We start from the raw sequence: 13,665 nt of genomic DNA, 5'->3' as shown, positions 1-13,665 counted from the left end.
GTGACCGGCGACGACCTGCGGGCGGCGGGGGCCGCCGTGCAGGAGCTGTTCACCCGCGTGCCCGACGGCGCGGCGTCGGTGCCCACCCTGGGCACCGACGTCATCGGCGTCGCCGCGCACATCACCTCGTGCCTGACCTGGTACGCCACCGACCTGGTGGCCGGGGTCGACGAGGCGACGGCGTTCGAGCTGGTGCGCCAGCCGGACGCCTCGCTGTCCGAGGTGCTCACCCAGCTGCGCGCCGCCACCGAGGTGCTCGCCCGGGTCGTGGACGCCGCAGGGCCGGACGAGCGCGGGTTCCACGACTGGGGCCTGGCCGACGCCTCGGGCTTCGCCGGCATGGGCTGCGCGGAGCTGCTGCTGCACGCCGGTGACGTCGCCGACGACCAGGGCCTGGACTGGACGCCGCCGCCCGCGCTGGCCGCCGCCACCCGCGCCCGGCTGTTCCCCTGGGCCCCGGCCGACACCGACCCGTGGACGGCGCTGCTGTGGGCCACCGGCCGCACCGACCTCCCCGGCCGCGCCCCGGTCACCTCCTGGCGCTGGCACTGCGCCCCCCTCGACGAGTGGGACGGCACCCGCCCTGCCTGATCGGCCCCCTCGCAGGGGCCCGCCACGAGCCCGCGAGTGGTGGGGGGCGAGGGGGTCCTTCCTCAGAAGTGGTCGGGGCACCACGGGGTGACCGGCCAGCTGAACGCCGTCGAGGCCGCGATGACCGCGCCGGGGCTGATCTCGGTGACCCGGCCGGCGGCCTGCAGGCTGGCCAGCGAGACGCCACCGAGGAACGCCGCGGACAGCGCCTCGATGTCGAGGACCAGGTCGGCGTCACGGTCGGTGCGGTCGCAGAAGGCACCGGACGGGTGGCCCCAGACGTGCCAGCGCCCGTCGTTCCAGTCGCAGAACCGGTCGCGCACCTCGATGACCAGGTCGATGCGGGCCGGGTAGCGCCGGGCGGACAGGGCCCGGCCGACGTCGACCAGCCGGACCCACAGCGCGTCGACCGGCCGGGCGTGCAGCGCCCGCGGGTCGGCGAGCAGGTGCCGCAGCGGGTCGTCGGCGGAGGCGTCGGGGACCTCGACGGTGCGCACCAGGTCCACGCCGAGCAGGAAGCGCCACAGGGCGGCGTACGCGGCCGGCGTGCCGGCGCGCACCTCACCGACGGTGAGCACGCCCTCGGGCTCGCCGGTGTCGGTCCAGTCGGCCTTCACCCGGTAGGTCGCGTAGCCGGTGACGGTGCCGTCGACCTCGGTGTGCAGCAGGTGCTGCCGGCCGGTGCCCCCCTCGGTCGGGCGGTCGAAGAGCACCCGGTCCCACCACCGCTCGTCGCGGGCGAGGTTGCCGGGGACGAACCGCCGGACCTGCTCGTACAGCCGGACGGCGGCCGGGCGGAACCGCTCGACGTCGACCAGGGCGACGGTGCCGGTGCCGCAGTCGACGTCCGGGCGCAGTCGGAGCCGTTCGGTGCGACCGGTCCAGCCGCCCCGCCAGGTGGCCGGGGCGTAACCGAAGCGGCCGTAGATCGAGGACTCCGCGGCCCACAGGGCCGCCACCGGCTCCCGGCCGGCCGACTGCGCCTGGGCGAGCTGCCGCCGCATGATCCCGGTCAGCACGCCCTGCCGGCGGTGGTCGGGGGCGACGGTGACCCAGGTGACCCCGGCGGTGGGGACGACGGCGCCGGGGACGCTCATCTCCAGGCTGTAGACGCCGGAGGTGGCCGCCACCCGGTCGCCGTCGAACAGGGCGAGGGTCCGGTCGAGCTCGGCGAGCGGGGAGGGCTCGTCGAGGAACGGGCCCGTGGACTCGACGCCGAAGGTGGTGTGCATGGCGCGGATGAACCGCGGCCACTCCTCGGCGGTGATCGGGCGGAGCTGGTCGGCGGGTTCGGTCACGGGTGGTGTCTACCGGCCCGGTACGACCCTCCGCCAACCAGTTCCGCCGCTCGGCCGTCCCCGGTCTGGGCGCGGGCCCCTGCCGGTCAGCTGCGCAGGTAGGCCAGGGTCGCCAGCACGCGGCGGTGCTGGTCCTCGTCCTGGGCGAGCCCGAGCTTGGCGAAGATGTGCTGGGTGTGCTTCTCCACCGCACCCGGGGTGACCACCAGCTCCCGGGCGATCGCGGTGTTCGAGTGGCCCTCGGCGATCAGCCCCAGCACCTCCCGCTCGCGGGGTGACAGTGAGCGCACCGGGTCGTCGCGCCGGCGCCGGGCGAACAGCTGGGAGACCACCTGCGGGTCCAGGACCGTGCCGCCGGCGACGACGTCGTCCAGAGCGGAGAGGAACTGCTCCACCTGGGCGACCCGGTCCTTGAGCAGGTAGCCCACCCCGCCGGCGCCGTCGGCGAGCAGCTCGTCGGCGTAGGCGACCTCGACGTACTGCGACAGCACCAGCACCGCCGTCGTCGGCACGAGCCGGCGGGCCTCCACCGCGGCCCGCAACCCCTCGTCGGTGTGGGTGGGCGGCATGCGGACGTCGACGACGGCGACGTCGGGGCGGTGCTCGACGACCGCGCGCACCAGGTGCGGGCCGTCGCCGACGGCGGCCAGCACCTCGGTGCCGGCCTCGCCGAGCAGCCGGACCAGCCCCTCGCGCAGCAGCACGGAGTCCTCGGCGAGCACGACGCGCATGGGCCGGTTCAGCGGCACGGGACCTCTCCGATCAGTCGGGTGGGACCGCCCCGGGGGCTGTCCACGGTGAGCACGCCGTCCACGGCGCGCAGCCGGTCGGTCAGCCCGGCCAGGCCGTGCCCGGGGGCCAGGACGGCCCCACCGGCGCCGTCGTCCTCGACCTCCACCCGCAGCAGGCCGTCCTCGAGGTCGACGGCGACCCGGGCCAGGGTGGCGGTGCTGTGCTTGGCGACGTTGGCCAGGGCCTCGCTGACCAGGAAGTAGGCGGTGTTCTCCACGACCGGTGGCAGGCGCTGGCCCAGCGGCAGGGAGACGGCCAGGTCGACGGCGACGGGGGAGCGCGCCGCGATCGCGGCCAGCGCGGCGGTCAGCCCGCGGTCGGCGAGCACGGGCGGTGCGATCCCGCGGGACAGCGCCCGCAGCTCCTCCAGCGTCTCCCGGGTCTGCTCGGCGGCCTCGGCCAGCGTGGCGCGGGCACCCTCGGGGTCGGTGTCGATCATCCGGCGGGCCCGGTGCAGGTCCATGCTCAGCCGCACCAGCCGTTGCTGCGGGCCGTCGTGGATGTCGCGCTCGAGCTGCCGCAGCGCGACCGCCTCCGCGGCGACCGCGGCGTCCCGGCCCTCGGCCAGTCGGCCGAGCTCGGCCTGGGTGCCGGCCCGCGAGGTGAGCAGCGCCCGGCCCAGCTGCGCCTCCAGCAGGGCCATCGCCCGGGTCACCGGGGGCAGCGTGACCAGGAAGAAGAGCCCCAGGACGGCGTTGGCGGCGATCCGGACGCCCAGGCCCTCACCGAGCCCCAGCAGCTCCGGCAGGTCCCGGGAGTCGGGCCCCTCGGGCAGCGCCCAGCCCCACGCGCCGTAACTGAGTCCGCCGAGCACGCCGGCACCCCAGGTGACCACCACGACGAAGGCGGGCAGCGCCACGACCAGGTGGAGCACCCCGTGCAGGGCGTCGAGCCAGTACTGCGGCTCGCGCATCGGGGCGACCAGCCGCTGGGGGAGTCCCTGCGTCGGGTCGACCGGGCGGTACACCGGTCGGGGCAGCGGGCGGCCGAGGACGGCGGGCAGCCGGCGCCGCTCCACGGTCGCCAGGCCGCGGGCCACGAAGAGCGTGCCGACCAGCACCGGCAGGCCGATCCAGACGATCAGCAGACCTGCGCCCAGGGCCAGCCCGACGACCACGACGACGAACGCGACCAGCGCGAGCGGGAAGCCCAGCAGGACGTGGGCCGCGTCGACACCGGTCTGGCGCCAGCGGGCCCGCTGTCCGGTGCGCGTGGTCGGGGTGGTCACGGGTCCCAGCCTGGTCCGGTCGTCCCCTGGGCCCCCAGCCTGCTGGCTGGCCACTGCCACGTCGGGCTGTCCCGACCCCTGCACCGTCATCCCGTCCGCGGATGCTCCCGGCGGGCAGCCCCGCTGTCCAGCACCGGCGGGCGCGAGGGGGCCCCATCGGGTGCCGTGCCCCTAGGGTGGTGTGTCCCTCGGCGCGGTCGCGCCCTCGGGTCCCCGGTCTGCGGGGGAGGGGCACCGGACCGAGGAAGTTGATGATGCGCTCCACCACCACCGCCGTCCTGCCCGCCGCCCTGGCCCTCGTCGTGCTCGCCGGGTGCACCAGCGGTGACGACCCCGCCGACGACGCCGCCGGGGGGTCCGGGTCCGCCGCCCAGCCCGCCGCGGTGGTCACCGCGGCACCGGACGCCGACCGCACGCTGGTCCCCGACGCCGAGCCGGCCGCCGCCGCGGTGTCGGCCAGCCGGGCCGTCTTCGCCAGCTCCCCGGTGGCCGTCGTCGCCGCACCGGACGACGCCTCGGGGCAGCTGCTCGGCGCGGCTGCCGCCGTCGGGCTGGGGGTGCCGCTGCTGCTCGGGGACCCCGACGTCGTGGGGCCCGAGCTCGACCGCCTCGGTGTGCAGTCGGTGCTGGCGGTCGGCGCCGACGCCGCCGGCCTGCTCCCGCCGGGTGAGGACGCCGCCGTGGTCGCGGTCCCGGCCGAGGCCGCCGCGGTGGCGCAGGCGACCGGGCTGCAGTTCGGCCCGGAGCAGACCCTCGCCCCGGCCGACCGCGCCGCGGCGGTGGCCGGTCTCGCCGCGGACAGCCTGCCCGCGTTGAGCGCCGAGGCCGAGCCCGCCAGCCCGTCGTCCGCCAGCCCGTCGTCCAGCCCGTCGGCAGCAGCGGAGCCGGGCACGCTGCCCGCGGTCACCCGGGGTGAGGCGCTCACCGACGTCGTCGTCCTGGCCAGCGGAGCCCCGGACTCCCTCGCCGGCATCGCCACCGCCCGCGCCGCCGGCGCCGAGGTGCTGCTGACCGGCGAGCCCGACCCGCGGGCTTCCGCCGAGGTCGTCGACCGCCTGGCGACCGACCCGTCGGTGGTCGTGCTGGGCGCCGACCTCGCCGCCGCTCCGGGCATCGACTGGAAGCTGGACACGGCGGCCACCGGCCCCCAGCTGCCCGGCGGCGGTCAGCTGCTGTTCCCCGAGCACATGATGGTCGCCCTCTACGGCATCCCGGGCAGCGGTGCGCTGGGGCTGCTGGGCGAGCAGGACCTGCCCGCCTCGATCCAGCGCGCGCAGCAGCTGGCCGACGAGTACCGCCCGCTGGTCGACACCACCGTCGTCCCGACCTTCGAGATCATCGCCACGGTCGCCTCCAGCAGCGCCGGCGCGGACGGCGACTACTCCGCCGAGCAGGACGTCGAGACGCTGCGCCCGTGGGTCGAGGGCGCCGGCGCGGCGGGGATGTACGTGGTGCTGGACCTGCAGCCGGGCCGCAGCGACTTCCTGTCCCAGGCGAAGATGTACCAGCCGCTGCTGGAGCTGCCCCACGTCGGCCTGGCGCTGGACCCGGAGTGGCGGCTGGAGCCGAACGGCCTGCCGCTGCAGAAGATCGGCCAGGTCGGCATCGACGAGGTCAACTCCGTCGTCACCTGGCTGGCCGACCTGACCCGGGAGAAGGCGCTGCCGCAGAAGCTCCTGGTGCTGCACCAGTTCCAGGTGCGGATGGTCGTCGACCGCGAGCGGCTGGACGTCTCCCGCGACGAGCTGGCCTACATGGTCCACGTCGACGGGCAGGGCGGGCAGTCGGCCAAGCAGGACACCTGGCGGGTGCTGCACGACGGGGCCCAGGAGGAGCTCACCTGGGGCTGGAAGAACTTCATCGACGAGGACCTGCCGATGCTCACCCCCGAGCAGACGATCGAGCAGGTGCTGCCGACCCCGGAGCTGGTCACCTACCAGTAGCGGACGCCCCCGTCGGTCCCGCGCGTCGTGGGCCCTTGGTTCCGTCGGTGCCCTCGGGCACCATCGGCCACCACGTCGACGACCGCGGGAGCCAGCCATGACCGGTGTGATCAGCGAACGTCCCGGCACGGGAGAGGCCGCGGACCTGGAACCGCGGCTGGCCGAGCACCGGCGGGAGCTGACCGGCTACTGCTACCGGATGCTCGGGTCGGTCTTCGACGCCGAGGACGCGGTGCAGGAGACGATGCTGCGAGCCTGGCGGTCCCTCGACAAGCTCGAGGGCAGCGGGGCGCTGCGCTCCTGGCTCTACCGGATCGCCACCAACGTCTGCCTGGACTCCCTGGACGGGCGCAAGCGCCGGGCACTCCCGGTCGACCTGTCCGCCGAGCCGTCCGCGCCGGTCCCGGCCTCGCTGGCCGGGGTGCTGGCCGACGGCGCGTGGCTGGAGCCGGCGCTGGACCGCCAGGTGCTGCCCTCCGGCGGCGGTGACCCGGCCGAGATCGCCGTCCAGCGGGACTCGGTGCGGCTGGCCTTCCTCGCCGCCCTGCAGCACCTGCCGCCGCGCCAGCGGGCCGTGCTCATCCTGCGCGACGTGCTGCGCTGGCGGGCCGACGAGGTCGCCGTCCTGCTGGAGACCACGGTCGCGGCGGCGAACAGCGCCCTGCAGCGGGCCCGGGCCACCATGGCCGCACAGCAGGCCGGTCCGGCTCCCGCGCCGCGCGAGGTGGGCGACGACCAGGCCGAGCTGCTGGCCCGCTACCTCGACGCCTTCGCCCGCTACGACATCGACGCGCTGGTGGCGCTGCTGCACGAGGACGCGGTGATGGACATGCCGCCGTTCGCCATGTGGCTGCGCAGCTCCGCCGACATCGCCACCTGGTTCCTCGGCCCGGGTGCGGAGTGCCGCGGGTCGCACGTCGTCCCGCTGCAGCTGGGCGGCAACCCCGCCTTCGCGCAGTGGCGCCCCAGCGGCCCGGGCGGGTCGTTCGAGCCGTGGGCGGTGCACGCGCTGGAGTTCACCGACGGCAAGGTCACCCGGATGACGGCGTTCCTCGGCCCGCGGCTGTTCGAGGCGTTCGGTCTGCCGCTGCACCCGGAGCCGGCGGCCCGCTGATGGGCCGGCTGCAGTACGCCGTGCTGTGCTCGCTGGACGGGTACACCGCCGACGCCGACGGCCGGTTCGACTGGGCGGCGCCGGACGAGGAGCTGCACGCGTTCGTCAACGACCTCGAGCGGCCGGTGGGCACCCACCTGTACGGCCGGCGGATGTACGAGACCCTCGCGGTCTGGCAGGACGTCGCCGGCCCCGACCACGACCCGGTCGAGAACGACTACGCCGAGATCTGGCGGGCCGCGGACAAGGTCGTCTATTCCACGACGCTGGCGGAGGTGGGCACCCCGCGGACCCGGCTCGAGCGCACCTTCGACCCGGCGGCGGTCGCCCGGCTGAAGGCCGGGACGGACCGTGACCTGGCGATCGGCGGGCCGGGGCTGGCCGCGCACGCGCTGCGGGCCGGCCTCGTCGACGACCTGCACCAGTTCGTGCACCCGGTCGTCGTCGGCGGCGGCACCCGCGCCCTGCCCGACGGGCTGCGACTGGACTTGGAGCTGGTCTCCGAGCGCAGGTTCGCCGGTGGCGTCGTCCACCTGCACCACCGCGTGGAGCCGTGAAGCAGGCCGTCAATCCGGGCGAGCTGGCAGCACTGCCCCGACACGGCCGTCGGGAGCGGCGTGGTGGCGGCGGGAGCTCACCGAGGGCGCCTTCAACGCCGCCTAGGTGTACTGCCCGGACAGGTTGGTGCAGTGCTGCGGTGAGCAGCTGATCTTGATCTGAATAGGGACCTTCGGGTTGGGTATGGGGGCCGCCAAGCACCCACTCCATCCCAGGAGGTAGCTCACCAGGAGCTGGCTGCGCTGCGGCATTCAGCGCGAGTGACCGGTGATCCTGGGCGTTCCGACCGATGGTGCGGTGAACGGCGTGTAGAACCCACCAGCTCCGCGGAGCAAGCCAGTCTGCTGGCTGGCTGGCCGGCCAGGCCTATGCATCGGCTCGTGCGTTGAAGACCACGGCGTCGTCGAACGACCCGACGGATCAAAGGGTGATCAACAGGCCGCCTGAGACACGCCCATCAACAGGTCACGGCTGTCGACGCGAGGGTGTCTCGCCTTGCGCACCTGGTCAAGAGGTGGCACCAGCCTGCCGATGGAGGAGCAAAAGTGTCACGCGGTGTCGAGCGGGACGTCGATGGCCTGGTCGACCTGACATGACGCGTGCTGATCTCACCGGCCTGTCGAGGTGGAGTGAGTGCGCCTCGGCCGCGATCTGGTGGAAGTCGGAGGTTGTGACAATGCGGACGTTCGAACTCTGGAGCGACAGCTTTCATGAGGGCCAGTGGGCGTGCGAGCAACTCGCCCTGACACACATACAGGCCGGAGGGACGCACTCCTACTCCTTCGTGGACGGCTTCCTCCCCGTGCACACCTATTCCGGTCCTGCGTCGTTCGAGATCGTGGTCTACGGCGACTACGACGCGTGGGAGTCTCGACCGGAGAAGATCAGCGAGCTCGTGCCATGGGGTAAGCCAGATCTGGCGTTGTACGACGCCTCGTCCGACCGGATTCTCTTCGCGGTCGAAGAGACGGCGGCCACCCCGACCGGCAACCAGGCCATGCAACGGTGCGAGCGACAGTACGGAGCGATGCGCCTCGGCATCCCCTTCTGGTACCTGCTGAGCGAGTTCGGCATGCACCTGGACGGCGGCGTGCGGCATGACTCGATCTGGCCCACCATCACGGCCCTGAAGCTGACTCAGGACCGTCGGGTTCCATCCGTCGTGCTGCACTACTCTGACCTGACGTCGCCCGAGGACTACTCCGCCGGCACTGGTCTCCGCAGCCTCTTCCAGACACTGCACCGGCTGATCCTCGACTCGGTCGGCGCGTCGTCTGTCGAGGCGAGCCTGCAGGCGCTGCTGACCGAGCAGTACGACGAGATGCTGAAGTTCATCGATCGGCAGTGGCGCAGTCAGATCGAGTACCTCCCGGGCAGTCCGGCGCTGGCCGACGCCGACCTGCCAGCTCAGTACGCCGCCGCTGCCCTGGGTCATCCGGAGGCGGAGGAGGCCATCTGGGACAAGGCTTTCCTGCGGTGGCCTTTGTTGAGTTCGGGCGATCACCCCTTGCGCGAGGGAGTGGCAGAAAAGGTCACCACGGACGACGTACTGGCGCAGCAAATCGAGAAGGACGTCGCGGAGGGGTTGGCGTACCCGGTGATGAAGGGGCGCGGTTCCAAGCCGCAACCACCTGCCGACCTCGAGGTGTGGCTGACGGCCCATCGGACCAGCCACCAACGGATGCCGGCTCTCGATCCCGCTGTGCGCTGGACGCTGTCGATGGACGACTTCCAGAACAGCCCGACAGGCCGCAAGCACGTGACCCGCAGCCGGCACATCGCCTACTTGTACGACAGCTGGGGCGACTTTTCCCAAAGTCTCCAGACCACCTTCCCGAGGCTCTCCGAGAAGCTCGACGGTCTCGTCTTCGCCGAGGAGGATCCGGTGTTCGTCTACTTGAGCAGCAGCGTCAAGCCCGGCCGCATCTTCGGGGACCCGTTCACCGGCCAGCTCGCGGCATGGGCCACCGCCTTCGGGAAGTTCGACCAGCGTCCTCGCCGCGTCGTGGCCTACTACCCGCACCAGTCCCATGCCCAAATTCGCGCGCTCAGGGCGGCCAGACCGAACAAGGGAGTCACGATCATGAAGGAACTGACCGACCTCATCATCTTCGCTGGAGGCGTCGCCGTCCTGCCCACAACCGGCGTGACCTTGTGAGGCGTGTGCGCAAGGTAACCGAGGAGATGGCCCGCTGGGCACTCGAGGTCAAGGTGGACGTCGCCGGCGACGAGTGGTTCGTCGCCTTCACCAACCCGACCGCTGGCCCGTGGAAGCGCGTCATGGCGCCTGATTCGAGCGGCCGGTCCACAGAGGTGCACCGTTTCGGCCGCGAGGAGACCCGCCCGGACCTGGTGCTGGTCAACGATCGGCTGGCAACGACGCTGATCATCGAGGCGAAGACCGAGCTGGCCGGCCTCACCGCGCAGGCCGCCAAGTCGGCTCAGGTCGCCGTGGACCTGACGGGAGCCCTCGCGTCCCGGGAGGGCGCCTGGATCTCCCGGCGCGCCCACGCGACGTACTGTGCGTTGCTCTGGGGCGCGGAACGGCCCACGTCCGCCACCGCCGCGCGCGCCGCCACCGACCTCTACGCGGGTCACGTCGAACGCGTTGACAGGGCTGGTCACCTTCGACCGGAGGTGTTCGGTTTCGAGTGCCTTCGCACCGCTGGCGCCACTCGGATCGACTGCCGGTTGATCGCCCCGGAGACATTCGCCGCGACCGCCGAGCAGATCGCTGAGTCCCTGGACGTCCCCGTGGTCCTCGTCTAGGCCGCCGGAGCCGGCCGCGGAGTGCCGTCGACAGGCGCGCACCGCTGCAGGAGGAGTGCGGTCGCGGACAGCCGCGTTCCTCGACCCGAGAAGTAGCGGCCGATGAGTTGATCGAGTTCACCCCAGCTCGCGCTGTCCAGGTTCATCCGCATCGCGGACAGTGCGGTCACCCGATGTACCAGGCCGCGCGGCACGACGGGCCCGTGCCCTGCGACGAGCTGCTCATACTGAGCGGCTAGCTGGTCCTCCCCCTCGCTCGTGGTGATCATCTCCGCTGAGCCCGCGCGAAAGGTGCCGTAGAAGTCACCCTGGTAGCTGCCGTCGGTGGAGAACTGCGCCTTGGCCGACACCACCGCTGGCCTCTGATAGGTAACTTCTTCAAGGATGAGCCCGGCTCCCTGCACCGCCGTCATCAGTGCCGACCAGGCCCGCAGGTCCAAGCTGTTGAAGGTGACAAGGAGGCGCCCGTCGTCGGTCAGCAACTGCGCGGCCTCCTGTACGGCGACCCGGAGCCCGTCCTCGTATGCCTCCCACGTGGCCGGCTGCTGCTTGCGCTGGGAAACGCTGAGGTCCTGGGCCAGGTCCGCGTCGCGGCGTAGAAAGGCGTTCCACAGCGCGGAGAACTCAAGATAGGCAACGCTGTCGCCGTACGGTGGGTCGAGGAAGACCAAGTCCGCCCGGACGCCGGTCTCCCGCAGTCCGCGCATCCCGGTGCGTGCGTCCTCAAGCTCCACCCGGCCCTTACGGGCCGGCACTCCGTGCAGTCGGGCGAGGCCCGCCGAGAACCGCTTGGCGCGCGCTCTCAGGTGATTGATCGGATTGGTCTCCAGGTGCACCGGTGGCACCCAGTACCCCGGAACCGTCCACGCCGGGCCGCCGCCGGACATCCGGCCCCGATCGGCGATGAGCCGCGAGCACTGGGCAACGCTGCTGGTTACCAGCATCTGCATGGCTTCCCGCAGGCCCGCGTCCGGCAGGCCTTCGGCGAAGTCCGCGGCACGGACGAGGAGGGAGAAGTTGCGGGGGGTGAACAGGTCCTCGGTTCTCATGTCGGCTCGGGTGAGCGTGCGTGCGTTGTCCACGAAGGGGACGGAGTACCGCTCGTGCAGCTCCGGAGCGCTCGGGACGGCGGACAGCTGCTGCTGTCGCTTTAACTCCCTTTGAGGTGAGGCCGCTGAGGGGTCAGGCCCGACTACGTCGACGACACGAGTGCTCTCGGAGACGGCGAGGTTGTACTGCAAGCGTGTCCCGCAGATGCAAACGTATCGGCGTCCCACCTTGCCTGCCAGGTTGGCTGCGGTACGCCGCGAACACTGCGGGCAGCAAGTGACCAGGGCATGCACGACATATCTGACGGGTCGACCGTCGTCGAGCTTGAAGCTCCGCTCGGCATCGTCGCCCAGCGTCGCCAGCAGGACTTCGACCGCGTCGCAGAAGTCCCGTGCGGGCGGCGGGTCCAGCGTCATGCTGGAGAGCATCACCGCGAGGGGATTGACGTCGAAGCCGTATGCACTGTGCCCGGCCTCTGCTGCCTGCCGGAGGAACACCCCGCTGCCGCAGAACGGGTCGACGACGACTCCGGGAGCCGTCAGCAGCCTGCCGAGGTGGTGATCCAGGACGGTCGCCGGCTTGCGCGCCCAGTACTTATGCAGGCCGTATTGCGGCCCGTGAGTCTCGGCCGGAACGACGACTTCAGCCATGAGCAGGCCTCAGGACGACGATGAAGTCGTACATCTTCGACGCCCCCAGTTCGGCTGTTGTGCGCCGCTGGCTCGCCGCCCAGCTGGCCTCGGTGAACTTGGGCACGCGCATGATCAATCGCTCTACGACCAGTCGGTCGCTGAGTGCGTCGAGCAGGGGCCGCACCACGCGAACGTGCTCACCGCCGAGCCGCGCGTCGCCCAGCATCAGAGCCAGGCGTCCACCCGGAGCAAGCCAGTCGACGGCGCGAGTGGCGGCGGCCGTCATGTCGGAGAGGAAGTCCTGGAGCTTGTCGGGTTTCGCGGTCTTGAAAAACTCGCGGATCTCACGCCGGCGGACAGCAGCTCGATCGATTCCCAGCCATGCCATCTCCAAGCTGTTGACCGAGCTGTACTTGTATGCGTTGAAATACGGCGGATGGAGCACCACGAGCGGAGCACGGCTGCGAACCGCCAGCTCACGGACGTCCTCACTGGTGACAGTGACCAGGCCTTCGGGCAGGGAGGCTGCACGGTCGATCAGCTTGTCCGCGGCCTTCAGGAAGGCAGGCAGCGCATCGAGCTGTGCAGTGGTCGCATCGAGGAAGAGCCGGCCCTGCTGGGTCGTCGCCCGTGACACCTTGCGAACGACCGCCGCCAGCGCCACGAGCAGCAGGTCGCGGACTTCTCCTCTGGTCACCATGTCGATAGCCCCGCGGATGGCACCCAGGCTGGTCTGCGTCTCCGGCAGGAACCAATGGTCGGTGTTCCGCAACCCGGACGGCGCGACAGGCTGGGCCAGTCCCTCCTCGACCACCAGCCGCACCTGCTGCAGGGCGGCGCGTGCCTCCACGGTGGCGATCCTCGTGGTCTTGACCCGGGCCACCAGGGCGCTAAACGGATTGACGTCGTTGAGGATGGCGGTGCGCCCGGACAGCAACGCCTCGACGCCGGTCGTTCCGCTGCCGGCCATGAGGTCGACGACAGTGTCCCCCGGCACCGTGTAAGCCGAGATCAGCCGCCGAGCGACCGGAGGTGGGAACTTGCCGAAGTACCGGAATGTCCCATGGGTGGCGAACGAGAGTGCTTGGTTAGACGCGAGGAAGGTCCAGGTCTCCGGCTCAGCCACGAGATCGGTGAGCCCGGACAAGTCGAGGAACTGCACCTCGTACGGGGTGAGGTCGGCTCCGGATCGCACCAGCGTTTGATGAACGCCGGTCGGCTCATGCACCACTGGGCCAACATCCATCTGTGACACACGTACCTCACTCATTGGCTCCACGGCACCCGTTCATATCGGGTTGGGCTGACGTTTCCAGGCGGCTCTCGCCGCCGACGGCCCACCGCGTGAGACCGGCCGACGCCGACAGGGCGGCAGCCTGGGTGGGACGTCGTCGGCTACTCCGGGACCGGACCGTGGAGCGATTGCAAGCAACTCTGGACCGCCTGATCTCACCGACAGTGGACCTTACCGGCGTCCATCGGCCCCTTCAGGACCAACACGGTCACGCCGTGAGGTTCGCGTTTAGGTCGTGGTTCCGCGGATCTGGTGGTGGGCAGCGACGTCGGCGTCCTCAACGCTTAGTTGCGGGCCCGGTTCGGTCCACGCCGGACGCATCACTGCCTCCGTTGGCCGTCACGGCGCTCGATGCGCATGTTCGGCTGCCGCTGAGCCTTGAGTGCACGACGGCCT

The 13,665-nt window shown here is 71.8% G+C and carries 11 protein-coding genes; 6 read left to right on the top strand and 5 right to left on the bottom strand.

Translation table 11 applies throughout. The annotated features are described in order from the left end of the window. Window positions 1-591, top strand: a complete 591-nt coding sequence (locus tag O2W14_RS07045) for a hypothetical protein (protein ID WP_269175358.1) — start codon at window positions 1-3, stop codon at window positions 589-591. 62 nt (window positions 592-653) lie between these two features. Here O2W14_RS07045 and O2W14_RS07040 read toward each other — a convergent pair whose 3' ends face one another. From O2W14_RS07040 to O2W14_RS07030, 3 genes are all read right to left on the bottom strand, one after another. Then, the gene (locus O2W14_RS07040; protein WP_269175357.1) at window positions 654-1,889 is read right to left on the bottom strand and encodes a GNAT family N-acetyltransferase; all 1,236 of its coding nucleotides are present in this window, start codon (window positions 1,887-1,889) and stop codon (window positions 654-656) included. An 86-nt stretch (window positions 1,890-1,975) separates the two neighbouring features. After that, window positions 1,976-2,620, bottom strand: coding sequence for a LuxR C-terminal-related transcriptional regulator (locus O2W14_RS07035; RefSeq protein ID WP_269175356.1), 645 nt, complete (start codon window positions 2,618-2,620; stop codon window positions 1,976-1,978). 8 nt (window positions 2,621-2,628) lie between these two features. After that, window positions 2,629-3,909 carry a sensor histidine kinase gene (locus O2W14_RS07030; RefSeq protein ID WP_269175355.1) on the bottom strand — a complete coding sequence of 427 codons (1,281 nt, stop codon included), beginning with the start codon at window positions 3,907-3,909 and terminating at the stop codon, window positions 2,629-2,631. 254 nt (window positions 3,910-4,163) lie between these two features. Between O2W14_RS07030 and O2W14_RS07025 the strand changes: the two genes are divergently transcribed. The 5 genes from O2W14_RS07025 (at window position 4,164) to O2W14_RS07005 (ending at window position 10,293) form a co-directional block, all read left to right on the top strand. Then, window positions 4,164-5,852 (top strand): hypothetical protein, encoded by a 1,689-nt coding sequence (locus O2W14_RS07025; protein WP_269175354.1) that lies wholly within the window; start codon window positions 4,164-4,166, stop codon window positions 5,850-5,852. 97 nt (window positions 5,853-5,949) lie between these two features. Then, window positions 5,950-6,966, top strand: coding sequence for a sigma-70 family RNA polymerase sigma factor (locus tag O2W14_RS07020; protein WP_269175353.1), 1,017 nt, complete (start codon window positions 5,950-5,952; stop codon window positions 6,964-6,966). Further along, window positions 6,966-7,523 carry a dihydrofolate reductase family protein gene (locus O2W14_RS07015; protein WP_269175352.1) on the top strand — a complete coding sequence of 186 codons (558 nt, stop codon included), beginning with the start codon at window positions 6,966-6,968 and terminating at the stop codon, window positions 7,521-7,523. Before O2W14_RS07020 ends, O2W14_RS07015 begins: the two co-directional genes overlap by 1 nt. Window positions 7,524-8,200: 677 nt before the next feature. After that, window positions 8,201-9,682, top strand: a complete 1,482-nt coding sequence (locus O2W14_RS07010) for a hypothetical protein (protein WP_269175351.1) — start codon at window positions 8,201-8,203, stop codon at window positions 9,680-9,682. Between the two features lie 5 nt (window positions 9,683-9,687). Beyond that, window positions 9,688-10,293 carry a hypothetical protein gene (locus O2W14_RS07005; RefSeq protein WP_269175350.1) on the top strand — a complete coding sequence of 202 codons (606 nt, stop codon included), beginning with the start codon at window positions 9,688-9,690 and terminating at the stop codon, window positions 10,291-10,293. On the opposite strand, the gene O2W14_RS07000 is transcribed toward O2W14_RS07005, so the two are convergent. Together O2W14_RS07000 and O2W14_RS06995 are read right to left on the bottom strand one after the other, a co-directional pair. Further along, on the bottom strand, window positions 10,290-11,993 hold the full coding sequence (locus tag O2W14_RS07000; RefSeq protein WP_269175349.1) for a hypothetical protein: 1,704 nt from the start codon (window positions 11,991-11,993) through the stop codon (window positions 10,290-10,292). The two genes, O2W14_RS07005 and O2W14_RS07000, sit on opposite strands and share 4 nt — an antisense overlap. Further along, a complete protein-coding gene (locus O2W14_RS06995; protein WP_269175348.1) occupies window positions 11,986-13,203 on the bottom strand; it encodes a DNA methyltransferase in 1,218 nt (405 codons plus the stop codon). The genes O2W14_RS07000 and O2W14_RS06995 overlap by 8 nt, the downstream gene beginning before the upstream one ends. Between the last annotated feature and the right edge of the window lie 462 nt (window positions 13,204-13,665).

This window comes from Modestobacter sp. VKM Ac-2986, assembly GCF_026967795.1.
In the GTDB taxonomy this organism is placed as follows: domain Bacteria; phylum Actinomycetota; class Actinomycetes; order Mycobacteriales; family Geodermatophilaceae; genus Modestobacter.
Note: the sequence above shows the minus strand (reverse complement) of the source record. Positions and strands in the feature narration are given on the sequence as shown.

Bases quoted from the DNA above. Each gene is read 5' to 3' on its own strand.
- O2W14_RS07035 (WP_269175356.1), bottom strand. From the start codon at position 2,620: ATGCGCGTCGTGCTCGCCGAGGACTCCGTGCTGCTGCGCGAGGGGCTG.
- O2W14_RS07025 (WP_269175354.1), top strand. From the start codon at position 4,164: ATGCGCTCCACCACCACCGCCGTCCTGCCCGCCGCCCTGGCCCTCGTC.
- O2W14_RS07020 (WP_269175353.1), top strand. From the start codon at position 5,950: ATGACCGGTGTGATCAGCGAACGTCCCGGCACGGGAGAGGCCGCGGAC.
- O2W14_RS07015 (WP_269175352.1), top strand. From the start codon at position 6,966: ATGGGCCGGCTGCAGTACGCCGTGCTGTGCTCGCTGGACGGGTACACC.
- O2W14_RS07010 (WP_269175351.1), top strand. From the start codon at position 8,201: ATGCGGACGTTCGAACTCTGGAGCGACAGCTTTCATGAGGGCCAGTGG.
- O2W14_RS07000 (WP_269175349.1), bottom strand. From the start codon at position 11,993: ATGGCTGAAGTCGTCGTTCCGGCCGAGACTCACGGGCCGCAATACGGC.